Annotated in this window: 19 protein-coding genes; 17 read left to right on the top strand and 2 right to left on the bottom strand. The window is 33.6% G+C overall.

The annotated features are described in order from the left end of the window. Window positions 1-5: 5 nt before the first annotated feature. From DUZ96_RS02680 to DUZ96_RS02620, 13 genes are all read left to right on the top strand, one after another. The gene (locus DUZ96_RS02680) at window positions 6-1,394 is read left to right on the top strand and encodes a quinol:cytochrome C oxidoreductase (RefSeq protein WP_114300288.1); all 1,389 of its coding nucleotides are present in this window, start codon (window positions 6-8) and stop codon (window positions 1,392-1,394) included. A 25-nt stretch (window positions 1,395-1,419) separates the two neighbouring features. After that, the gene (locus tag DUZ96_RS02675) at window positions 1,420-2,481 is read left to right on the top strand and encodes a cytochrome c oxidase subunit II (RefSeq protein ID WP_114300286.1); all 1,062 of its coding nucleotides are present in this window, start codon (window positions 1,420-1,422) and stop codon (window positions 2,479-2,481) included. Window positions 2,482-2,508: 27 nt separating this feature from the next. Further along, window positions 2,509-4,305 (top strand): cbb3-type cytochrome c oxidase subunit I, encoded by a 1,797-nt coding sequence (locus DUZ96_RS02670; RefSeq protein ID WP_114300284.1) that lies wholly within the window; start codon window positions 2,509-2,511, stop codon window positions 4,303-4,305. 69 nt (window positions 4,306-4,374) lie between these two features. Then, entirely contained in the window at window positions 4,375-5,397 is a 1,023-nt protein-coding gene (gene ruvB, locus DUZ96_RS02665) for a Holliday junction branch migration DNA helicase RuvB (protein WP_114300282.1), read from the top strand. A 29-nt stretch (window positions 5,398-5,426) separates the two neighbouring features. Further along, window positions 5,427-6,353, top strand: coding sequence for a tRNA epoxyqueuosine(34) reductase QueG (queG, locus tag DUZ96_RS02660; protein WP_409010758.1), 927 nt, complete (start codon window positions 5,427-5,429; stop codon window positions 6,351-6,353). Between the two features lie 49 nt (window positions 6,354-6,402). After that, window positions 6,403-8,679 (top strand): NADP-dependent malic enzyme, encoded by a 2,277-nt coding sequence (locus tag DUZ96_RS02655; RefSeq protein ID WP_114300280.1) that lies wholly within the window; start codon window positions 6,403-6,405, stop codon window positions 8,677-8,679. Between the two features lie 174 nt (window positions 8,680-8,853). Further along, window positions 8,854-9,435, top strand: coding sequence for a Holliday junction branch migration protein RuvA (gene ruvA, locus DUZ96_RS02650; RefSeq protein WP_114300278.1), 582 nt, complete (start codon window positions 8,854-8,856; stop codon window positions 9,433-9,435). Window positions 9,436-9,439: 4 nt separating this feature from the next. After that, window positions 9,440-16,696, top strand: coding sequence for a cell surface protein SprA (sprA, locus tag DUZ96_RS02645; protein WP_409010757.1), 7,257 nt, complete (start codon window positions 9,440-9,442; stop codon window positions 16,694-16,696). 60 nt (window positions 16,697-16,756) lie between these two features. Continuing rightward, window positions 16,757-17,137 (top strand): glycine cleavage system protein GcvH, encoded by a 381-nt coding sequence (gene gcvH / locus DUZ96_RS02640; RefSeq protein ID WP_114300275.1) that lies wholly within the window; start codon window positions 16,757-16,759, stop codon window positions 17,135-17,137. Further along, a complete protein-coding gene (locus tag DUZ96_RS02635; RefSeq protein ID WP_114300273.1) occupies window positions 17,130-17,492 on the top strand; it encodes a VanZ family protein in 363 nt (120 codons plus the stop codon). The genes gcvH and DUZ96_RS02635 overlap by 8 nt, the downstream gene beginning before the upstream one ends. A gap of 63 nt (window positions 17,493-17,555) precedes the next feature. Next, the gene (locus DUZ96_RS02630) at window positions 17,556-18,284 is read left to right on the top strand and encodes an energy transducer TonB (protein ID WP_114300271.1); all 729 of its coding nucleotides are present in this window, start codon (window positions 17,556-17,558) and stop codon (window positions 18,282-18,284) included. Between the two features lie 114 nt (window positions 18,285-18,398). Then, window positions 18,399-19,196, top strand: a complete 798-nt coding sequence (locus DUZ96_RS02625) for an energy transducer TonB (RefSeq protein ID WP_114300269.1) — start codon at window positions 18,399-18,401, stop codon at window positions 19,194-19,196. 106 nt (window positions 19,197-19,302) lie between these two features. After that, window positions 19,303-21,408 (top strand): gliding motility protein RemB, encoded by a 2,106-nt coding sequence (locus DUZ96_RS02620; RefSeq protein ID WP_114300267.1) that lies wholly within the window; start codon window positions 19,303-19,305, stop codon window positions 21,406-21,408. A 269-nt stretch (window positions 21,409-21,677) separates the two neighbouring features. On the opposite strand, the gene DUZ96_RS02615 is transcribed toward DUZ96_RS02620, so the two are convergent. Next, entirely contained in the window at window positions 21,678-21,872 is a 195-nt protein-coding gene (locus DUZ96_RS02615) for a hypothetical protein (RefSeq protein WP_114300265.1), read from the bottom strand. 12 nt (window positions 21,873-21,884) lie between these two features. Continuing rightward, on the bottom strand, window positions 21,885-22,016 hold the full coding sequence (locus DUZ96_RS13030; protein WP_258774296.1) for a hypothetical protein: 132 nt from the start codon (window positions 22,014-22,016) through the stop codon (window positions 21,885-21,887). 276 nt (window positions 22,017-22,292) lie between these two features. On the opposite strand from DUZ96_RS13030, the gene cyoE reads away from it, so the two are divergent. The 4 genes from cyoE to DUZ96_RS02595 are packed head-to-tail and all read left to right on the top strand — an operon-like array spanning window position 22,293 to window position 25,285. Then, complete coding sequence (gene cyoE, locus DUZ96_RS02610; protein ID WP_114300263.1) at window positions 22,293-23,186, top strand: heme o synthase; 894 nt, start codon at window positions 22,293-22,295, stop codon at window positions 23,184-23,186. Continuing rightward, on the top strand, window positions 23,187-23,777 hold the full coding sequence (locus DUZ96_RS02605; RefSeq protein ID WP_114300261.1) for a cytochrome c oxidase subunit 3: 591 nt from the start codon (window positions 23,187-23,189) through the stop codon (window positions 23,775-23,777). It begins immediately after the preceding gene. 37 nt (window positions 23,778-23,814) lie between these two features. After that, window positions 23,815-24,816 carry a cytochrome c oxidase subunit 3 gene (locus DUZ96_RS02600; protein WP_114300259.1) on the top strand — a complete coding sequence of 334 codons (1,002 nt, stop codon included), beginning with the start codon at window positions 23,815-23,817 and terminating at the stop codon, window positions 24,814-24,816. Between the two features lie 22 nt (window positions 24,817-24,838). Beyond that, complete coding sequence (locus DUZ96_RS02595) at window positions 24,839-25,285, top strand: cytochrome C oxidase subunit IV family protein (RefSeq protein ID WP_114300257.1); 447 nt, start codon at window positions 24,839-24,841, stop codon at window positions 25,283-25,285. Window positions 25,286-25,320 lie beyond the last annotated feature (35 nt).

Below are 25,320 nucleotides of genomic sequence, written 5' to 3'. Positions count from 1 at the left end.
TATAAATGGAATATAAAATTTCAAATCGATTAAAAATGAGTGCTATCGTCTTAATAGTCTTAGGATTATTAGGCGTTGGTTATGGCTTCATGGATTCTCACAAGGTGAATGAAGATAATATTTCTGAGTATCTTGCTAATCAAGCTCATCATGGAGATCATGGTGATGCAGACAACCATTCAGTTGCATCTCACGGTGAAGAATCTCATTCTGATGCTCACGGTGAATCTGTGTCACATGCAGAAGAAGGACATGGAGATGAAGCGCATGATGGTGGTCATGAAATGAGTCATGAAGAGCACGTACTTCATCAAATACATAATAGACCTTGGGCGGCACTTTATGTTGCAGCTTTCTTTTTCTTTATGATTGCATTAGGTGTTCTGGCGTTTTATGCGATTCAGTATGCTGCACAAGCGGGCTGGTCTCCCGTCTTATTTAGAGTTATGGAAGGTATTACAGCTTATGTTTTACCAGGAGCTCTAATAGTATTATTAATTGCAGTTGCATCAGGTACTATAGGACATTATAATTTATTTGTTTGGATGGATCCTGAAGTTGTAGAACATGATAAATTAATTCAAGGAAAATCAGGATATTTAAATCTAACATGGTTTGTAATTAGAGGTATTATTTTTATTTCAGGTTGGTCTTTATACAGACATTTTTCTAGAAAATTCTCATTGGCACAAGATAAAGCCGATGATAATAAGAATTTTAAAAAGAACTTCAGAATTTCAGCTGCATTCTTAGTATTCTATATCTATACAGAATCTATGATGTCATGGGATTGGATCATGAGTGTTGACCCACACTGGTTTAGTACTTTATTTGGATGGTACGTATTTGCAAGTATGTTTGTAAGTGGTATAACTGTCATTGCCATGATTTCAATTTACCTTAAGTCAAAAGGTTTATTAGAATTTGTTAATGATAGCCATATTCATGATTTAGCTAAGTTTATGTTTGGTATCAGTATATTCTGGACCTACTTATGGTTCTCTCAATTTATGCTTATTTGGTACTCAAACATTCCAGAAGAGGTGACCTATTTCGTTACACGTATTGAAGATTATAAGTTACCATTCTTCGGGATGTTAGCTATGAACTTTATCTTCCCATTATTATTATTAATGAATAGTGATTATAAGCGCATCAACTGGTTCGTTATAATGGCTGGAATTGTAATACTATGTGGGCACTATATTGATGTATTTAATATGATTATGCCTGCTACAGTGGGTGAAAGGTGGTTTATAGGAATTCCTGAATTAGGATCAATTTTATTATTTGCTGGTTTATTCCTATGGATTGTATTTACTGCGTTAGGGAAGGCACCGTTGCTGGCGAAAGGAAATCCATTTATTAAGGAAAGTGAACATTTCCATTATTAATTATTAAAAAAGAACAGAAAAGATAATGACTGCTTTATTAACAATATTAATTGTACTCTTTGTAGCCGTTGCTATATGGCAGATGGTAAAGATTTTTAATTTGGCTCAAGTTGGCGCTTCAAATTCACAGATTGCAGATGATAATGACAATAGAATTAATGGCTATTTAATGCTTGGATTTTTGGTTTTTATCTACGGGATTACAATAGTTAGTTTTATTTATTTGGGTGATCAACCTTTAATTTCAAATTCTGCTTCTGAGCATGGTCCTGGACTTGATAATCTTTTGATTATATCATTTGTAGTAATTTTTATTGTTCAGATTATAACTCAATTTTTGTTGCATTATTTTGCTTACAAATACAAAGGTGAAAAAGGAAAAAAAGCATTATTCTATGCTGATAACAATACATTAGAAGCTATTTGGACTGGTATTCCTGTGATTGTATTAGCAGGATTAATTATTTATGGTTTATTTACATGGAATGATATTATGACGGTAGATGAACAAAAGGATCCTATGATTGTAGAATTATATGCGCAACAATTTAACTGGAAGGCGCGTTATGGGGGAGATGACAATGTATTAGGTAAGGCAAATGTAAGATTGATTGACCTTGATAACGCTAATATTTTGGGAGTTGATGAATCTGATCCTAATGCCCAAGATGATGTTATTGTAACAGAATTGCATCTTCCTGTTGGAAAACCAATCTTATTTAAGATGCGTTCTCAAGATGTATTGCACTCAGCTTATATGCCACATTTTAGAGCTCAGATGAATTGTGTGCCTGGTATGGTAACACAGTTTGCATTTACACCAACAGTAACAACCGCTGAAATGCGTCAGAATCCAGATATTCAGAATAAAGTAAAAAATATTAATGAATTAAGAGTTGAAAGACAGGCTGAGATTGAAGAAGCAGGTCAAGATTTGCTTTACGAATTTGATTACCTTTTACTATGTAATAAAATTTGTGGCAAATCACATTATAACATGCAAATGAAAATTGTTGTGGAAACACAAGAAGAATTTGATGCTTGGATTAAAGAGCAAAAGACATTTGAAAATTCATTATTAAATTAAAAAAATAAAGAAAAAGAACAAAAGATTATGTCAGCAACAGGAGATACACACGTACAGGATGACCACGACGTACATCACCACAAAGAAACTTTTGTGACTAAATACATATTTAGTCAAGACCATAAAATGATTGCTAAACAGTACTTAATAACTGGTGTAATCATTATGGGTATCATTGGGATTTTAATGTCTTTAATGATCCGTATGCAAATAGCATGGCCGGAACAACCTAATGTTATTTTCGAATCTTTATTAGGTAAATGGGCACCCGGAGGTGTTATGGATGCAGATATTTACTTGGCATTAGTAACAATCCATGGTACAATTATGGTATTCTTTGTATTAACAGCTGGACTGAGTGGAACGTTTAGTAATCTTTTAATTCCATTACAGATTGGAGCAAGAGATATGGCATCAGGATTCCTAAATATGATTTCATATTGGTTATTCTTTTTGTCATGTGTTTTTATGATTGCCTCCTTTTTTGTTGAGGCTGGTCCTGCTGCTGCTGGTTGGACTATCTACCCTCCATTATCAGCCTTACCGTTAGCTCAAGGTGGTTCAGGTATGGGTATGACATTGTGGTTAGTCTCAATGGCTATTTTTATTGCATCTTCATTATTAGGATCATTAAATTATATAGTAACAGTAATAAACTTACGTACAAAGGGTATGTCAATGACTAGATTACCATTAACGATTTGGGCATTTTTTGTTACAGCAATAATAGGTGTTATTTCGTTCCCGGTATTACTTTCAGCTGCTTTGTTGTTAATAATGGATAGGAGCTTTGGTACATCATTCTTCTTGTCTGATATTTTTATTCAAGGTGAAGTATTACATTATCAGGGTGGTTCGCCAGTATTATTTGAACACTTATTTTGGTTCTTAGGTCACCCTGAGGTATATATTGTATTATTACCAGCCTTGGGTATAACCTCTGAAATAATAGCCACTAATTCTCGAAAACCTATATTTGGTTATCGTGCAATGGTAGCCTCAATCTTAGCGATTGCATTTTTATCTACAATTGTTTGGGGTCACCATATGTTTATTTCTGGTATGAATCCTTTCTTAGGTTCGGTATTTACATTTACTACATTACTTATTGCAATTCCATCGGCTGTAAAGGCATTTAATTATATAACGACGCTCTGGAAGGGTAATCTACAAATGAATCCTGCTATGCTATTTTCAATAGGATTAGTATCTACTTTTATCACTGGAGGTCTTACAGGAATTATTTTAGGAGATAGTGCTTTAGATATTAATGTACATGACACTTATTTTGTTGTAGCTCACTTCCATTTAGTAATGGGTATTTCAGCATTATATGGTGTGTTTGCGGGTATCTATCATTGGTTCCCAAAAATGTTTGGACGAATGATGAATAAAAACTTAGGATATTTACATTTTTGGGTTACAGCTGTCTGTGCCTACGGTGTATTTTTCCCAATGCATTTTATAGGTATGGCTGGTTTACCAAGACGTTATTATACCAATTCAAATTTTCCACTATTTGATGATACTACAAATGCACAGCTTGTAATAACAATGTTCGCTTTAGTTGGAGGTGTTGTACAAATAGTATTCTTATACAACTTCATCAGTAGTATTTTCTATGGCAAGAAAGCTGAACAAAATCCATGGAAATCTAATACCTTAGAATGGACTGCTCCAGTAAAGCATATGCATGGTAACTGGCCAGGAGAAATACCTCATGTATACCGTTGGTCTTACGATTATAGTAAACCCGGACATGATGATGATTTTGTGCCACAGAATGTACCAATGAAAGAAGGTGAAGAGGAACTTCATCATTAGAGTAATTCTCAATATAATATTGAAAAGCCTTTCTGAATCAGAAAGGCTTTTTCGTTATATTTGTTATGTATGAACGATAATTTAGATCCAACCAACGACAATTATAGCCCAGAAGAGTTAGACGTAGAAAAAAAGCTTCGTCCGTTAACCTTTAGTGACTTTACTGGTCAGGATCAGGTGCTTGAAAACTTATTGGTATTTGTGCAAGCAGCAAACCTTAGAGATGAAGCTCTAGACCATACCTTGTTTCATGGACCTCCTGGATTAGGAAAAACTACCCTAGCTCATATATTGGCTAATGAATTAGATGTTGGTATCAAAGTAACTTCTGGTCCAGTATTAGACAAACCTGGTGATCTTGCAGGTTTGTTAACTAACCTTGAGGACAGAGATGTTCTATTTATTGATGAGATACATCGATTAAGCCCAATTGTAGAGGAATATTTGTATTCGGCAATGGAGGATTATAAAATAGATATTATGATAGAGTCTGGTCCCAACGCCAGAACTGTTCAAATTAATCTAAATCCATTTACACTTGTAGGGGCAACAACCCGTTCAGGTTTACTTACGGCACCAATGCGTGCCCGATTTGGAATAAGCAGTAGACTTCAATATTATAAGACAGATCTTTTAACAACAATTGTCCAGCGTAGTGCATCAATTTTAAATGTTCCTATTTCCATGGAAGCCGCAATTGAAATCGCAGGTAGAAGTCGAGGAACACCTAGAATAGCTAATGCTTTGCTAAGACGAGTTAGAGATTTTGCTCAAATAAAGGGTAATGGTAATATTGATATTGAAATAGCTAAATTTTCATTAGAGGCTCTTAATGTAGATGCTCATGGATTGGATGAAATGGATAATAAAATTCTATCTACAATTATTGATAAATTTAAAGGTGGCCCAGTAGGTATTACAACATTAGCCACTGCGGTAAGTGAAAGTGCGGAAACGATTGAGGAAGTGTATGAGCCTTTTTTAATACAGCAGGGATTCATTATGAGAACTCCAAGAGGCAGGGAAGTTACTGAACAAGCCTATAAGCATTTAGGTAAAATAAAAGGGCCTCAACAAGGAGGGTTATTTTAATAAGACTTTCTTAATTGAATTTTATCAAGTTGATAAACAATATTACCAAACATACAGAACTGATTAAAACCGAAGCCAAGCGCCTCGGTTTTTTGTCTTGTGGAGTTTCTAAAGCAGAGTTTTTAGAAGACGAAGCTCCTCGACTTGAAGCCTGGTTACAAAAGAATATGCATGGTGAGATGAAATATATGGAAAATCATTTCGATAAGCGTTTAGATCCAACATTATTAGTTGAAGGATCAAAAAGTGTGGTGTCCTTATTGCTTAACTATTATCCTCCAGACATTCAGAATGAAGATTCATATAAGCTCTCCAAATATGCATTTGGTAACGATTACCATTTTGTCATTAAAGAAAAACTAAAAGAATTGTTGTTAATTATACAGCAAGAAATTGGTGAAGTTCATGGTCGTGCCTTTGTAGATTCTGCACCAGTACTGGACAAAGCTTGGGCGGCAAAATCAGGATTAGGTTGGATAGGTAAGAATTCTAATCTATTAACTCAGCAAGTAGGATCTTTCTACTTTATTGCAGAATTGATTATCGATTTGGAATTAGAGTATGATACTCCAGTAACGGATCATTGCGGCACATGTACAGCGTGTATTGATGCTTGTCCAACTGAAGCAATAACTGAACCCTATGTTGTTGATGGCAGCAAATGTATCTCCTACTTTACCATTGAGCTAAAAGAAAATATCCCATCAGAGTTTAAAGGAAAAGTTGATGATTGGATGTTTGGTTGTGATATATGCCAAGATATTTGTCCATGGAATCGATTTAGTAAATCACATAATGAACCCTTGTTTAATCCACATCCTGAACTTTTAGCAATGACAAAGAAAGATTGGGAAGAGATTACAGAAGATACTTTTAAAAAAATCTTTAAAAAGTCTGCTGTGAAACGTACAAAGTTCTCAGGATTAAAACGAAACATTCAATTCCTTAAAGATTAATTTTTGATTATATCATTGCGTATCTTTGATGCTTAATTCTTTTTGAAATATGAGCAAACAGAGTAAACGTATAGAGGCATTAGTTTACCATGCTAAGCCTACACCAGGAAAGATAAAAGTTATTCCCACTAAAAAATATGCATCACAGAGAGATTTATCACTAGCTTATTCACCAGGTGTTGCAGAACCGTGTTTGGAAATTGATAAAGATGTAGAGAATGTATATAAATACACTGCAAAGGGCAACTTGGTTGCGGTGATTTCAAATGGTACAGCAGTTTTAGGTTTAGGAAATATAGGACCTGAAGCATCTAAACCTGTGATGGAAGGAAAAGGGTTACTATTTAAAATCTTTGCTGATATAGATGTGTTTGATATTGAAGTTGATACTGAGAATGTTGACGAATTCATTGAAACTGTAAAGAATATCGCACCAACTTTTGGTGGCATTAATTTAGAAGACATTAAGGCTCCAGAAGCCTTTGAAATTGAGCGTAGACTCAAAGAAGAACTGGATATTCCGGTCATGCACGACGATCAGCATGGAACTGCAATTATCTCAGCAGCCGCTCTGTTGAATGCACTTGAATTAGCGGAAAAAAGAATTGAGGAGGTAAAAATAGTAGTAAGTGGTGCTGGTGCAGCAGCAATTTCTTGTACCAGATTATATCAGGCATTTGATGCTAAAAAGGAAAACATTGTAATGCTTGATAGTAAAGGTGTTATAAGGAATGACAGACCAAACCTAACTACTCAAAAAGCTGAGTTTGCCACAGATAGAAAAATTGACACGCTAGATGAGGCGATGGTAGATGCTGATGTATTTATTGGTTTATCAATGGCAGATATAGTATCACCTCAAATGTTAAAGACAATGGCCAAGAACCCTATTGTTTTTGCTATGGCTAATCCCGATCCAGAGATTAATTACAATTTAGCAATTGACACTAGAGATGATATTATTATGGCAACGGGAAGAAGTGATCATCCTAATCAAGTAAACAATGTGCTTGGTTTTCCATTTATTTTTAGAGGTGCATTAGATGTAAGGGCAACAAAGATAAATGAAGCAATGAAAAAAGCAGCTGTTTTGGCCCTATCAAGATTAGCAAAAGAACCTGTGCCAGAACAGGTAAATCTTGCATATAACGAAACTAGGTTGACTTTTGGACGAGATTATATAATCCCAAAACCATTTGACCCTAGGTTAATTGCAGAAGTACCTCCAGCAGTTGCAAAAGCAGCAATTGAGAGTGGTGTTGCTAAAGAGGAAATTGAAGATTGGGAAAAATATAAGAACTCTCTTCTTGAAAGATTAGGTTCAGATAATAAACTTGTTAGAATGTTATTGGGCAGAGCGAGAACTAATCCAAAGCGAATAGTTTTTGCTGAGGCGGATCAGTTAGACGTTCTTAAGGCTGCACAGATAGTACATGAAGAAGGCGTTGCACAACCTATATTATTGGGGAGAAGAGATACTATAATCAACCTAATGGAGGAAATAGATTTTGATGCAGATGTTCCAATCTTGGATCCAAAATCAGATGAAGAACTTGATCGTAAAAATCGTTATGCCAAGGCCTATTGGGAGAAAAGGCAAAGACAGGGCGTAACACTTTATGCGGCAGAGCAGAAAATGAGAGAAAGAAATTACTATGCCGCAATGATGGTAAATTCAGGTGATGCAGATGGTTTAGTTACTGGATATTCACGAAGTTACCCTAATGTTGTGAAACCAATGTTAGAATTAATTGGTATGGCAGATAGTGCCTCTAGGATAGCAACTACAAATGTAATGATGACACAAAGAGGACCAATGTTCTTGAGTGATACGTCAATAAATATTGAACCAAGTTCAAAAGACCTTGCGCGAATCGCCAGAATGACTTCGAACGTGGTAAAAATGTTTGGTATAGAACCCATAATGGCTATGGTTTCATACTCAAATTTTGGATCTTCTGAAAATCCAAGAGCAAAGAAAGTTAATAAAGCAGTTGATTTTTTACACAAGGCCTATCCAAATATGATTGTTGATGGTGCAGTTCAGACAGATTTTGCTCTTAATTCAGAAATGCTACAAGATATATTTCCGTTTTCTAAACTTGCTGGCAGAAAAGTTAATTCATTAATCTTTCCAAATTTAGATGCTGCAAATATTACATACAAACTTCTTAAAGAATTGAATAAGGTAGAATCCATCGGACCAATTATGATGGGAATGAAAAAACCTGTTCATATACTTCAATTAGGTGCTAGTGTAGATGAAATTGTTAACATGTCTGCTATTGCAGTTATTGATGCTCAAGAACGTGAGAAAAAACAATAAATTTAGGCATTTTATCAGAGCAACTCGCCCTTTGTAATGTAAATAATTTTAGTACATTTGGCTTATTAACCATTGAAATCTAATTCTTTTGTTTTATTCAACTAATTAGCACAATAGTTTGAGGTTAAAATTAAATAGTTTCTTTTGGGTTAATCTAGGTATTTAAAAGGATTTATGATTACACACTTAGAGGGAAGACTTGTTGAAAAAAATCCTACTGACGTTGTCATTGATTGCAATGGCGTAGGGTACTTTATAAATATATCACTCCACACTTTTTCCCAGATTCCAGATAGTGAAAATTTAAGACTATATACTTATCTTCAAGTTAGAGAGGATTCTCATTCACTTTACGGTTTTTCTTCAAAGGCAGAAAGAGAAATATTCAAGTTGCTCATATCTGTTAGTGGTATTGGAGCAAATACTGCAAGAACCATGTTATCTTCTTTAACTCCAGAACAGATTAAAGAAGGCATTGCAAGTGGACATGTTGCACTAATACAAAGTGTAAAAGGAATTGGTGCTAAAACTGCTCAGCGAGTTATTATTGATTTAAAAGATAAAGTGTTAAAAGTATATGGCATAGATGAACTTTCTCTTATACCAAACAATACTAATAAAGATGAAGCGTTATCAGCATTAGAAGTTTTAGGATTTAACAAAAAACAATCTGAGAAAGTGATTGATAAAATTTTGAAAACTGAACCAGATGCCCTTGTGGAGCAAATCATAAAAGAAGCTCTGAAAAACCTATAAAAAATTGAATAAAACTAACTATAATCAACATTTCAATTCAATTCGTTTTTTATACTTATTAGTGTTAATGCTATTTGGTGGGCTTGTTTACGCGCAAGAACCTGAGCAACAACAAGATTCTACAAAGACTACCTTTGCATTTGGTAAGTTGAATATGCCAAATCCCAACAGTATCGTTGCAAAGTACACGTACGACCCTATTTTAGACAGATATATTTACACTGAGAAGATTGGTAATTTCAATACCAATTATCCATTAATCCTTACACCAGAAGAATTTCAAAAATTGGTTCTTCAAGAAAAGCTGAAGGAATATTATAAGCAAATGGCAGATGCTGTTGCAGGTCAGAAAGATGGAACTGAAGAAGGCCAAAAGAATCTACTCCCTGAATTTTATGTTAACTCAGGTCTGTTTGAAACTATTTTTGGAGGTAATACAATCAATGTTGTACCGCAAGGTTCAGTTGAAGTTGATTTGGGTGTTTTATTTTCGAGACAGGATAATCCTGCTTTCTCTCCTAGGAATAGAACCAATTTTACATTCGATTTTGATCAGAGAATCAGTTTAAGCCTGCTCGGTAAAGTTGGTACGAGATTACAGGTTACTGCTAATTATGATACAGAGTCTACATTTGATTTTCAAAACCTTGTCAAATTAGAGTATACGCCTACAGAAGATGATATAATTAGAAAGATTGAAGTAGGTAATGTTAATATGCCTTTGAACAGCTCTTTAATAACCGGAGCACAAAGTTTATTTGGTGTTAAGACAGAATTACAGTTTGGTAAGACCACTGTAACTGCTGTTTTTTCCGAACAGCAATCTCAATCAAGATCAGTTGTAGCTCAGGGAGGTGGTACGGTTGAAGAGTTTGAATTCTTTGCACGAGACTATGATGAGAATAGGCACTTCTTTTTAGCGCATTACTTTAGTGACAATTATGACAAAGCATTATTGCAATATCCTTTTATTGATAATAAAGGGTTACAGATTACAAGAGTAGAAGTATGGGTTACTAATAGAAATAATCAAACTGATAACGTAAGAAATGTTGTTGCTTTTCAAGATTTAGGTGAGTCTCAGGTTGATAATATTGGTTTAAATCCAATACCTGGAGGTTTTATTAATAACCCTTCAGAATTACCAAGAAACGAGAACAATGATTTTGATCCAACAAATATTGGTGGTCCAGGATCATTGTTAAACGATAATGTTAGGGATATAACCGTTGTTGAAACTGGGATTAATATTCCGGTCAATGAAGGTTTTGATTTTGGGAAACTAGAAGCAGCTAGAAAATTACAAGAAGGGCAAGACTATGTTCTAAATACTGAATTAGGTTATATATCTTTGAATCAAAGACTTCTAAATGATGAGGTTTTAGCTGTAGCATTTCAGTATACAATTGGTGGCGAGGTATACCAAGTTGGTGAGTTTGCTAATGATGGTGTCGATGCAACTACCGTTGATACTGGTAGCCCTAATGAAGTGATTAACAATCAAAGTTTAATCTTAAAAATGCTTAAGAGTGCCGTAACAGTTGTTGATCTTCCTATTTGGGACTTAATGATGAAAAATATTTATGACACAGGTGCCTTTCAACTAAGTCAAGAAGATTTTAGATTAAACATATTTTATACTGAAGCATCACCAGTTAATTATATTAGACCAGTAGAGGTCAATGGTGTTGAAGTTCCTTTCCCCCCGTTTAATAATAATACACCATTTACTGGAGATGATACTGAAATAAGTGAAACTCCTTTAATACGCTTATTTCATTTAGACAGACTTAATTTTAATAATGACCCTCAGGAACGAGGAGATGGTTTCTTTGATTATGTGCCTGGATTAACAGTTCTTACACAAAATGGAAAAATAATTTTCACCAAATCAGAGCCTTTTGGTAGATATCTTTTCGATGTTCTTGATGACGATGACAATCCAAACAATAATGACACAGATTATGAGCAAGATGTTTATACAAATCCTAATCAGGAGAAATATGTATATGACTTGTTATATAAATCAACTAAAACTGAGGCGTTAGATGATGCCGAGAAGAATAAATTTCAGATTAAAGGTAGATTTAAAAGTAGTGGTGCAGGTGGAGGTATACCTATAGGTGCATTCAACGTACCTCGTGGATCAGTTAGGGTTACAGCAGGAGGGAGATTACTTGTAGAGGGAATCGATTATACAGTAAATTATCAATTAGGACGTGTTGAAATATTAGATGAGGCATTAAAAGCATCTAATACACCAATTAATGTAGACGTAGAAAACAATGCTGTATTTGGTCAACAAACAAGACGATTTACAGGTATAAATGTAGAGCATCAGTTTAATGAAAACTTTGTACTTGGAGCAACTTTGTTGAATTTGAATGAGCGTCCTATTACTCAGAAAGCTAACTATAATGCCGAGCCAATTAACAATACGATATTCGGTATGAATGGTAATTTCTCAACTGAAGTTCCATTCCTTACAAGGCTAGCAAATAAATTGCCGAACATTGATACAGATGTACCTTCTAATCTTTCAGTGAGAGGGGAATTTGCATATCTATTGCCGGGAGCTCCAAAAGGTGCCGATTTTAATGGAGAAGCTACTGCATATATTGATGATTTTGAAGGCACTCAAGGAGCTATTGATCTATTAAGTCCATTATCATGGTTTTTGGCGAGTAGACCAAAAGAACTGCCTGCTAACATTTCAGGAGATGATGATCCTGGAATTGAAAATGGCTTTGGTAGAGCATTATTGAATTGGTATACTATTGATCCAATTTTTTATAGTAGTCAGCGACCAGGAGGAATTACAGATGATGACGTCTCTAATTTATATACGAGACGTGTTTTTATTGAAGAAATTTTTCCTGAAGTAGATATTGTTCAAGGTCAAACATCTGTTATAAATACATTGGATTTATCTTATTATCCATCTGAACGAGGACCTTATAATTTTGATCCTTCAGCAACTAACGATGTTATTAATCCAAATGATAGTTGGGCTGGTATCACAAGACAAATTACATCTACTGACTTTGAACAAGCCAATGTAGAGTATATTGAGTTCTGGGTACAAGATCCATTTTTAGACAATCCATCAAGTCAAGGAGGTAAATTATATTTGAATCTTGGAAATATTTCTGAAGATGTTCTTAAGGATGGTAAAAAACAATATGAAAATGGTTTACCTGAAGATGGTGATGTTTCACTACTTAACCCAACAACTTTTGGTGGAGTTGTTCCGCAGAACCAATCATTAATATATACGTTTGCAACTACTGGTCAAGAACGTACAAACCAAGACGTTGGTTATGATGGTTATGATGATACAGAAGAGGCAATACAATTTGGGGCTCAATTTGGAGAAGATCCAGCTAAAGATAATTACACATATTATTTAAATACTGAAGGTAATATTTTTGAACGTTATAAAAAATATAACGGCCAAGAAGGAAATACACCAGACATCTTTACAGATACAAATAGAGGTTCAACTACCCAGCCTGATGTAGAAGATATCAATAGAGATAACACAATGAATACTATTGATAGTTATTTTGAGTACGAGGTTGATATTAACCCAACAGTTCTTAATACTAATAATCCTCAGATTAATGATTCAAAGGTTAGAACAGTTACATTACCAAACGGACAAGAGAGAACTGTAACGTGGTACCAATTTAGATTACCAATTAACGAACCAACTAATTCAATTGGTGGTATCAGAGATATTCGTTCTGTACGTTTTGCAAGATTATATTTAAGAGAGTTTACTGAAAATACTGTTTTACGTTTTGCAACTTTAGATTTGGTGAGAAGTGATTGGAGACGATACACTCTAGATCTTGATAATGATTCAACAAACAATAGTGCTGATGCAGAATTTAATGTTGCAATTGTTGGTGTACAAGAGAATGATGGTAACTATGTAATTCCTCCAGGAGTAAGACGTGAAGAGCTTAATAATAATAATAACATAATCAGGCAGAATGAGCAATCTTTAGTTTTACAGGCTTGTGAATTAGAACCAGAAGATTCTAAAGGTGTATTTAAAAACATTAATGTAGACATGCGTCAGTATAAAAAGTTACGGATGTTTTTACATGCAGAAGCACAAGAGGGTCAAACTTTACAGGAGGGTGAGTTAGTTGCTTTTATAAGAATGGGGAATGACTTTACTGATAATTTCTATCAAATTGAAGTTCCATTATTGCCAACAGAATTAGCCGAATCAGCATTGACTGATAAGGAAAGAATATGGCCTGAGGTTAATGAGATCAATATGCCATTATCTATTTTACAAGATATAAAGTCTAAAGGTATTTTTGATCAATCCTTAGCCAATGAAGACCCAATATTTTATGATGTGATAGATGGTGTTTTAAATGAAACTTCAGTAGACGAATTTGCACCTCTACCAATAGGACAACAACGCGTTGCAATCAAAGGTAATCCTAACTTTGGAGATATTCGTGTGTTAATGGTTGGGCTGAAAAATTCAGGCAATACAGGAATGAATGCTTGTGGAGAGGTTTGGTTTAATGAACTTAGAATGTCTGATCTAGAGAATGAAGGTGGATGGGCAGCAGTGGTAAGCATGGATTCTAATATTGCCGATTTTGCAGATATAAGTGCCACTGGCAGAAGAAGTACAGTTGGTTTTGGTGGTATCGAGCAAAATCCTAATGAACGAAGCAGAGAAGATGTAAAACAATACGATGTAGTTACTAATGTTCAATTAGGGCAATTGCTACCTAAGGAATGGGGTATACAGCTTCCATTTAATTATGCGCAAAGTGAAGAGATTATTACACCTCAGTTTGATGAATATTATAGAGATATAGAATTAGATACACAATTAAGTAATACCGCGGACAAAGATTCAATTCTTAAGGTAAACGAAAATTATACGAAACGAAAAAGTATAAACTTCATTGGTGTTAGAAAGCAGAAAATGGGTGATGGTAAGAGACATTTTTATGATGTTGAAAATTTAACTTTTAATTATTCATATAACAAAGTAGAGCATCGTGATTTTGAAATAGAGAATTCATTAGATCAAAATATCAGAGCAGGTGTAAATTATAGCTATGCTTTTGAGCCTGCGAAGATTGAACCGTTTAAAAAGAATGACTCATTATTCACTGGTAAATATTGGAAAATTTTAAAGGATTTTAATGTCAATTTGTTACCGAGTAGCATATCGGTTAATACTGATATAAACAGGCAATTCAGTAAACAAAAGTTCAGAGAAGTAGAACTTGGTGGAGACAATATTGGTATTGAAGAATTATTCAGACGCAATTATACTTTTGATTTTCAGTATGCCATAAATTATAATTTAACTGATGCGTTGAGCTTAAACTTTACGGCAGCAAACACGAATATTGTTCGAAATTATTTTATTGATGACAGAATTAATGGGAGGCAGGATCCTGAGCTTAATGTTTGGGATGGATTCTTTGATTTTGGAGATCCAAACATACAAACGCAACAATTACAAGTTAATTACGAAATCCCACTTTATAAAATACCTGTTTTAAGTTTCTTGCGAGCAACATATGCTTATAGTGGCGCATTTCAATGGCAAAAAGGTTCTGATCTTAATGAGGGACTGGTATTAGATGGGCAGACTTATAACTTGGGTCATTCTATTCAAAATTCTAATACGCATAACCTTAATACTACCCTCAATATGGAAACCTTTTATAAAACAATTGGTTTAGTAAGAAAGGGTAACCAACGTGGTGGTAGAAGAAATACGGCTGTTAAAAGACGTACTGCTCCAACTCCAAATGCAACGCGAGACAATAATTCTACAAACACGGCCAAAAATGGTAATACTGGTCAAAAAGCCTATAACACCGTTATTGATATAGTAACAATGGTAAAACGAATTCAATTTGGATATTCTGAAAATAATGGTACGTATTTACCAGGATATTTACCTACACCTGGTTTTATAGGTACTTTAAGACCAACATGGGATTATACATTCGGTAGCCAAAGAGATATTAGAGGAATTGTTGCAGAGAGTGGTTGGTTAACAATATTCCCAGAATTTAATCAACAGTATACGGAGGTTACCAACAAGACCTTAGATTATTCTATGAATCTAGAACCAATGAGAGATCTAAAAATAGATTTAATTGGTAATAGAACATATGCAGAGAATATTAATGAAACTTTTAGAGCCTTGGATCTTAATGGTGATGGTTTAAGTGATCAGTATGAGGACTTAATAACCAATTCCTTCGGAAATTTTAATATATCTACCGCACTTATTAAAACTGCTTTTAGCATAAGTGACGAATTTGAATCTAAAACCTTTGATGATTTTAGAGCAAATAGATTAGTTATTGCAAATAGATTAGCAAGGGAGTTTTATGGTACAAATACTTTCGCAACAGATGCGGAAGGTTATCCTCTAGGTTTTGGTAAAAACAGTCAAAGGGTACTTCTACCTGCGTTTTTATCTGCATATCAAGGTTCAGATCCAGAAAGCATAAGTACTAGTGCGTTTAGAGATGTGCCAATACCAAATTGGACGCTAAAGTATACTGGATTGATGAAAATCCCATGGTTTAAAAAAACATTCAGAAGATTCTCAGTTCAGCATGGTTATAGATCTAGATATACCATAAACCAATTTAGAACCAATTTAGATTTAGACACAGATGAGTTTAATAAAGGTCAGCCTTACGACCAACAGCCAGATAGTGTTTTAGATCAATCAGGAAATTTTAAGAATGGGACTCTGTATAGTAATATTAACCTTGAAGAACAATTTAGTCCACTTATAAGATTAGAGTTTGAAATGAAAAATTCTATAAAGGTTCTAGCTGAGATTAAGAAGGACAGGTTACTGTCACTTAGTTTTGATAATAATTTATTAACTGAGATACAAGGTGAAGAGTATACGCTCGGTTTAGGATATAGAATTAAGGATTTGAGAATTAGATCTAAACTGGCTGGAGCCAAGCAAATTATTAAGAGTGATCTAAATATGCGAGCTGATATATCCGTACGAGATAACAAGACAATTATCAGATATTTAGATTTAGAAAACAATCAGGTAACTGCAGGTCAAACCATTTGGGGTGCCAAGTTTACCGCAGATTATGCATTCAGTAAAAACTTAACAGGTATTTTCTATTTTGATTATACGTTCTCTGATTTTGCTATATCAACATCCTTCCCACAGACTTCTTTAAGATCAGGTATTACCTTACGTTATAATTTTGGTAATTAATTTTGAATTGAAGCAATTAAAAAATTATTTTTGTTTCACTAATTTATTACAACATTAAAGATGAACATACCATCAGAATTAAAATACACCAAAGATCACGAGTGGATTAAAATAGAAGGTGATGTAGCAACAGTAGGAATTACAGATTTTGCACAAGGAGAATTGGGAGATATAGTTTACGTTGAGGTAGACACCCTTGATGAGACTTTAGATGCCGAGGAGGTTTTTGGTACTGTAGAGGCTGTAAAGACAGTTTCTGATTTGTTCTTACCGCTTTCTGGTGAAATAATTGAATTCAATGAAGGATTAGAAGATGAACCTGAAAAAGTGAACTCAGATCCTTATGGAGATGGTTGGATGATTAAACTTAAAATCAGTGACGAATCTCAAATAGAAAGCTTATTATCTGCAGATGCTTATAAGGAACTAATTAGTGCTTAAAAATCTACTTCTAGTAGCATCTATTTTTTATACAATCACATTGATTGTATTAAGCCTTATAAATATTCCAGATTTACCCGATTTAGGCTCTTCTTTTGATGATAAGATATTACATTTTGTCGCATATTTCGTCTTAGCTATTTTTTGGATTACGTATGTTAAACTGCTAAATGAGAGAAATATATATAGAATCGTATTAATTGCTACCATTATCCTCGGAGCAGTTTTGGAAGGATTACAATTTGTTTTAAATCCTAACAGGTCGTTTGATTTATTAGACATGTTATCAAATGCATTAGGAGCTTTCATTGGCACACTAATTGCAATAAGATTCACGATGTTAAAGTTAAAATAAATGAAAGCCTTGTTTTTTTTACTTTTTATTAATTAAATTAGCGATGTTATAAAACCCAGTATTATGGAACCTAAAAAGAATCCCAAATCTGATGTAAGCCGTAATAGCTCAATTTATTTTGCAGTTGGTCTTGCCCTAATGCTAGCAATCACTTACATGTCTATTAATTATAAGACGTATGATAAAAGTGATATAGCGTTAGATTCATTAAATCTTGATGATGAATTAGAAGAGGAAGTGCCAATTACAGAACAAATTGTTACGCCTCCACCCCCACCTCCACCCCCACCAGCGGCACCAGAAGTGATTGAGGTTGTTGAAGATGAAGAAGAAGTAGAGGAAACTGTAATTGAATCTACAGAAACTGAAATGGAAGCTGAGATAGTTGAAGTTGAGGAAATTGAGGTAGAAGAAGTAGAAGAAGATATTGAGGTTCCATTTTCTGTAATTGAAAATGTACCTGTTTTCCCTGGATGTGAAAAGAAAAAGGGAAATGTAGCTAAAAAGAAGTGCATGTCAGAGAAGGTTGCAAAGTTTGTAAACAAAAAATTTAATACTGAGTTAGCCAGCGATCTAGGATTACCTGCTGGTAGAAAACGAATCTTTGTTTCATTTAAAATTGATAAGGCTGGTAATATTGTTGGTGTAGGAGCTCGTGGTCCTCACCCAGGTTTAGAAAGAGAAGCTAAGCGTGTAATTAGTTTACTTCCAAAAATGAAGCCAGGTAAACAAAGAGGGAAAGCAGTAATTGTGCCTTATTCTTTACCAATTGTATTCCAAGTACAAGACTAGAAATTAAATACAAATTCATAAAAAAATCCCGTTCAAAATCAATTGGACGGGATTTTCTTTTTGGTATGCTTATTGTGACTTTTTCAAAATATTAACATTTTAAATAAATATATTATGAAAAACTCCAAAAGAGGTTTCAGTAATGCTGGTCAGAGCATTGCTGAATCAAAGAAGCCACGTAAGCATGATGCAAATTTACAAAAAAACACAACCCTTTATTTTCAAATAGGTTTGATACTTTGCTTGCTAGGTACTTATGCGCTTTTTGAAATGCAATTTCAAAATAAGACGTTTGCCCTTTCAAAAGAAAAACCAGAAGATCAGATTGTTTCATTAGATTATGTTAAACCTTTTGAAGTTGAAGTTATCGAGCCACAAAGGTCAAAATCGCTTCCTAGTAAAATATTAAAAGATGTATATAAGGTTGTTGAAGACGATACTCCAAAAATTGAAAATATTGTAAATACTCCGGATACCAAGCAATCAACTCCAATACTATCATCGATTTCAGAAATTCCTGAGATTGAAAATGATATAGAAAAAGGAGAACTCTTGGTAGAATGGGTTAATATTGAAAAAGTACCTGTTTATCCAGGTTGTGAAAAATACGATTCAAATGATAAGAGAAAAAAATGTATGTCTGCTAAAATATCAAAACTTATAAATAGAACATTTAATCTAGATGTAGGTTCTGAGTATGGTATATCAGGTAGACAAAGAATATATACTCAATTTACAATTGATAAAGAAGGTAATATTAAAGATATTAGAGTTAGAGGGTCTCATAATGTATTAGAAAAAGAAGCTAAAAGAGTTATCAAAAAAATTCCTAAAATGGAGCCAGGAAAGCAACGTAATGTTCCTGTGGGTGTAAGGTATACACTTCCAATTGTATATGATGCAAGAGATTAATTAAATATAATTTTCATAAGAAACCGTTATTTAAACAATAACGGTTTTTTGTTTTAGGTGATACTAAAAAATAAGTATCTTTCGTACAATTAACTAATCTTAATTTATGAAGCGTTTTTTGCTTTTTGTTTCAATCTTTCTTTCAATGTTTTGTAATGGTCAGAACATTTCAACTTATGAAAAACCTCCTGTATTTAAAGAATGTGATTCAATTGCTGTAAATCAATTAAAATCATGCTTCAACTATACATTGAATAAATTCATTTTTGAGAATTATAAGGTTCCTTCAATTTTAGATGAAGAATCTTTTAAAGGCGATGTGAAAGTATTATTTGAGGTTAACAAGGATGGTGACTTTAAAGTAATATATATAGATGCTATATATGACGAATTGAAACAAGAAGGACATCGTGTTTTTAAATCACTTCCAAAAATACAACCGGCTACATATAATGGAAAGCCAACCTTTATACAATATAGTATCGATATTGCAATACCATTAAAACAACCAGTTATGGGTGGTATTGATGAGGGTAATAATACGTTAAAAGCACAAGACAGTTTAAACGCTTCATTGTCTAATGAGTATGATAAGATAAATGCTGAAGTTAGAACCTATGAAAAACTTGAGTATGCAAGTCAATTAAATGTTCCATTTACACATGCTTATTACGCAAGATTTGATGATGAGATGAATGCCATAGGGACTAATAGTCATACGGCTGCTAAACCATTTCTTTATGCAGATGTTGCCAAATATTATGATATAAAGGCAGAAAAAGAAAGTTTAGTAAAGAAGACTGACTCTTGGCTTGGTAGAAAATTGTATAACGAACATTTGGTTCAAGTCCAAGGTAAGGATTATTGGTTCACGGTAGACCCTATATTAGATTTGCAGGTAGGTAAGGATACTGAAGCCAACTTTAGCTCTACTTGGAATAATACAAGGGGTATTTTTATTCAAGCAGGATTGGGAAAACGCTTCAATTTAACAACATCATTTTATGAGAGTCAAGGAAGGTTTGCAGATTACTTTAACCAATATGCGGAGAGTCTAAAAGCCTTTGGACCAGATCCAGCAATTATTCCGGGGCGAGGTATTGCAAAACGATTTAAGTCAGATTCTTATGATTATCCTGTGGCTGAAGCTTATTTATCATATACTCCGGTAGATTTTTTAAATATACAGTTTGGTCACGGCAAAAATTTTATTGGCGACGGATATAGGTCATTGTTTCAGAGTGATGTATCAAGTCCTTACCCATTTTTAAAATTGAATGTTAATTTTTGGAAAATTAAGTACACAAGTACTTGGATGTGGTTAAAGGATGTACGCCCAGAGGTTACAGTAGACGGTGCTTTTTTCACAAAATACATGGCTAACCATTTCTTAAGTTGGAATGTTTCCAAACGACTTAATATTGGACTGTTTGAATCTGTAATGTGGGCCGACACTAATAATAGAGGGTTTGACATTAATTATTTGAATCCTATTATATTTTTCAGGGCTATAGAATTTCAGACTGGGCAAGATGCAGGTAATGCAATTTTAGGTCTAAGTGGAAAATACAAATGGAATAACAAAGTAAATATATATGGTCAGTTTATTCTAGACGAATTTTCATTAAGTGATGTAAAAGCTGGTGAAAAAAGTTGGAAGAATAAGTTTGGTTTCCAACTGGGTGCTAAATACTTTAATGCCTTTAAAATTGATAATCTATTACTTCAATTAGAGTACAACCAAGTAAGACCTTATACCTACTCCCATAATTCTATTATTTTAAATTATGCTCATTTTAATCAGCCAATGGCGCACCTTTGGGGTTCTAATTTCAGAGAATTAGTGTTAATTGGTCGTTACAATTACAAAAGATGGTTTGCCGATGCCAAGTTCATAATTGGTCAACGTGGTTATGATTTTAATACAACTGATGACAGTTTTAATTATGGAGGTAATATTTATGCAGATGAGGATAATCGAGTCAGTGATACAGGTATAAAAATCGGGCAAGGTAACAAAACAAAGAGTTTTATGACTGAAATACAGGCTGGTTATCTCATTAACCCAGAGACCAATTTAAAATTATTTACCAATATTATTTACAGAGATTTTAACCCAGAAGCAATTAATGCATCAACTATGGATTCTAATACACTTTGGTTTAGTATAGGAATTCGTACAGATTTGTTTAATTGGTATAACGACTTCTAAGAATCGATTATATAAGGGGTTAATCTTATTCGTGCGCTATGTAAAGCCTGTAGCACAACCTGATTTATTATAGTCTTCTGTTATATACGAATCCGCTATAATATTTTCTTCGCTTGTCCCAAGATCAATAGTATTTTGAACTCTATCTATTAGTGATTCATGAATATTTAAAAACTTTTTAATTCTGTCAAATTAGATACTTGTCCGTGCTCAGGAATTATTTTTGCGTCTTCATTAATTAAAACCATGGCGCGTTTAACAGTCTTGAATTATCCATTAATGCTACTACCAGATTTTAAATCAATACATAGATAACTATCATTAAAATAGGTATCACTATTATGAAGAATATTACTTTGAGTAAAATATAAAATAGAATCACCGTCCATATGTGCATTAGAAATATGAAATACAGCTACATCCTCATCATTAGCAGTAATATTCAGCTTATCGTTAAAAGTCATTACAGGAATTGTTTACTTACTTTTATAGGTTCCGTCTTTTTGTATACGCTTTAATCGTTTTTTTACATTTTCGTGTGCGATCATGGTTGCACCAGCTTTTGCCATATTTTCATTTCCACCAGCATAGTCCAATGTTTCCGCCATCACCCTGAGGCACATATACTTTTTTAGTCAGTTATGCGGCCTATATTTCAACCCTTTTAAACCTTTGGGTGTTAACAATAAAGATAATTCTGAAGCAAACAGTAAAAAGAATAATTTTTTAGGTTGCATTATACTGGATTGAATTGATTTAGTCTAGTAAATGCAAGGATTCTTGCTTTTACCTGAAAAGTATTATTAAAACTGCAGACTAGCGTTGGTCATAATTAATTTTCAAGTTATCTTTGCACACGCTAAGAATTAAGCTAAAAAATTGTTGTGAGTAGCGCAAAATTTTCGGTATCAACGGTTTCTGTATTCACAGATTTTAAAGAAATCACTAAAATGGGATTATCCCTTAGCGTGGTTTTTTCTTCATTGGCAGGTTATCTTCTTGGCGCTGAAACAATTAATTTAATCACACTTTTGTTGTTGTCAATTGGAGGTTACTTTATGGTAGGTGCATCTAATGCTTATAATCAAATTATCGAAAGAGATTTAGATGCCTTAATGGATCGTACAAAAAATAGACCTATACCAGCTGGAAGAATGTCTGTGAATACTGCATTTATTATTGCTACAACTTTTACCATTTTAGGATTAATCACATTATATGTTATTAATCCAAAGACAGCAATGTGGGGTGCAATTTCTATTTTTTTATATACAAGTGTTTATACACCATTAAAAACCAAAACGGCTCTTTCCGTATTTGTCGGTGCGCTACCTGGAGCAATACCTTTTATGCTTGGTTGGGTTGCAGCAAGAAATACGTTTGGTATTGAACCTGGAACTTTGTTTGCAATTCAGTTTTTTTGGCAGTTCCCTCATTTTTGGTCAATTGGTTGGTTTTTACACGAAGATTATAAAAGAGGAGGATTTTTTATGCTACCTACCGGAAAACCAGATAAGGGCACGGCAGTACAAATTATTATGTACAGTATTTGGACCACGTTAGTTTCGATTCTACCTGTTTTTGGATTTACTGGTGATTTAAAACTTTCAATTGTTGGAGCAATTATAGTTTTACTTTTAGGTTTTGTAATGATCTTTTGTGCTTTTAGATTGTTTCAAGAAAGATCAATCAAAGCAGCCAAGCAATTGATGCTTTCAAGCGTATTTTATATTACTATGTTGCAAATAATATATGTTGCAGATAAATTTTTGAGTTAGATGGATTTAACAAAAGGAACACAGCAGGAGAAAAGAGAAAGATCTAAAAAAATGATGTTATGGTTTGGGATAGGTTCCCTTATCATGACATTTGCTGGACTAATAAGTGCATTTATTGTAAGTCGCAAACGTGAAGATTGGCTCAATGACTTTCAATTGCCAGATGCTTTTATAATAAGTGCAATTCTAATTTTAATAAGTAGTTTCACAATTATTTTTGCCAAACGAGCCTTAAAGCAAAACAATATGAAAATGGTTACAATAGGATTGTTGTTAACCTTTGGATTAGGAATTACTTTTATTTATAATCAATTTGTTGGCTTTGGACAAATTATTGAAGCCGGTTATAATTTTACAGGACCAACAAGTAATGTTACTATTTCATTCATTTACATAATAGCAATAGTACATATTGCGCACGTTGTTGCTGGTTTAATTGCATTGATTCTTGTTATTTATAATCATTTTAAACAGAAGTACAATTCCAACAATATGTTAGGTTTTGAACTCGCTGCAAATTTCTGGCATTTTGTAGATGTACTGTGGCTTGTTCTGTTTTTGTTTTTATATTTTTTTAGATACATAATTTGATTATTTTTGTCCAAATTTTAAAATTTAAATAATTTCTATGGATTCTACAGTAGTAAGTACTGGTACAGAAGGAAAAACTTGGGGAGGTGGAAATAAGCCTTTAGGAGCAAGTTATGGTAAGTTGATGATGTGGTTCTTTATTGTTTCCGATGCATTGACTTTCTCAGGTTTCTTGGCAGCCTATGGTTTTTCGAGATTCAAGTTTATAAAAGAATGGCCAATTGCTGATGAGGTGTTTACCCACGTTCCGTTTTTACATGGTCAAGAGCTACCTATGATTTATGTAGCTTTTATGACGTTTATTCTTATTATGTCCTCTGTTACAATGGTATTAGCTGTGGACGCAGGGCATCATATGAATAAGGCTAAAGTTACCTTATACATGTTTTTGACTATAATTGGTGGAGCTATTTTCGTTGGTTCACAAGCATGGGAATGGGCAACATTTATTTCTGGAGACTATGGTGCGGTACAAACAAAAGGTGGTAACATCTTGCAGTTTGGAGAATATGTGAGTGTAGATGGTAAAGAAAAGTTTAAACGTATTTCTATTGATGAGTTTGCTATAGTAGAAGAAAGTGTTAGAGCAGAGCACGAACGTAAAAATGGTTTATGGTTTGTTACGGAAGAATCCTTACCTCCATATACCGTTAGTGAAATTTATAATGGTTTAGAAGCAAATGAAAATATATTAGTTAGGAATCAAATAATTAATGAAGAAGGAGAAAAGTCAGTATTGTCTAGAGCAGAATCTCTAAAACAGATTAAGGAAAATGGACAATTGGTTGTAAAAGGAGCTAATCTTAAAGTAAATGAATATGGAACATCGCTGTTTGCTGATTTCTTTTTCTTTATAACTGGCTTCCACGGCTTCCATGTATTTTCAGGAGTAGTAATTAATATCATTATTTTCTTTAACGTGATATTGGGAACTTATGAGAGAAGAGGAAGTTATGAGATGGTAGAGAAAGTTGGTCTATATTGGCACTTTGTCGATTTAGTTTGGGTATTTGTATTTACATTCTTCTACTTAGTTTAAATTATTAAGATTAAAAAACGTCATGGCGCACGAGCATAAACTAGAAATATTTAGAGGGCTTTTAAAATTTAAGTCTAACACGCAAAAAATTTGGGGAGTATTAGTTTTTCTAACTATTGTTACAGCAGTAGAGGTTATTTTAGGTATCTACAAACCAGATTTCCTAATGCATACATGGATATCTGCGTTTGAAGGTGGTTTTTTTGCTACTTTAGGTAATATTATATTATCGCCTTTTATTTATATGAAGCCATTGAATTTAATATTTATTATTCTTACAATCGTTAAGGCTTACTATATTACGTGGGACTTTATGCACATGAGAGATGAAAAAGGAAGTTTAAGAAAAATGGTAGTATGGACTGCAGTTTTTCTTATTTGTTACTTAATTTTCATTTTACTGCAAGAAGGTGGTTATGTATTTGAAGTTTATAATACTGACGATGCACTTATAAAACGTGATTTTTAAGGAAAAACTAACGTTAAATGATATTAAAAAGGTGG

This window comes from Winogradskyella sp. KYW1333 (genome assembly GCF_003335675.1).
In the GTDB taxonomy this organism is placed as follows: domain Bacteria; phylum Bacteroidota; class Bacteroidia; order Flavobacteriales; family Flavobacteriaceae; genus Winogradskyella.
This window is presented reverse-complemented; position numbering and strand designations above follow the sequence as displayed.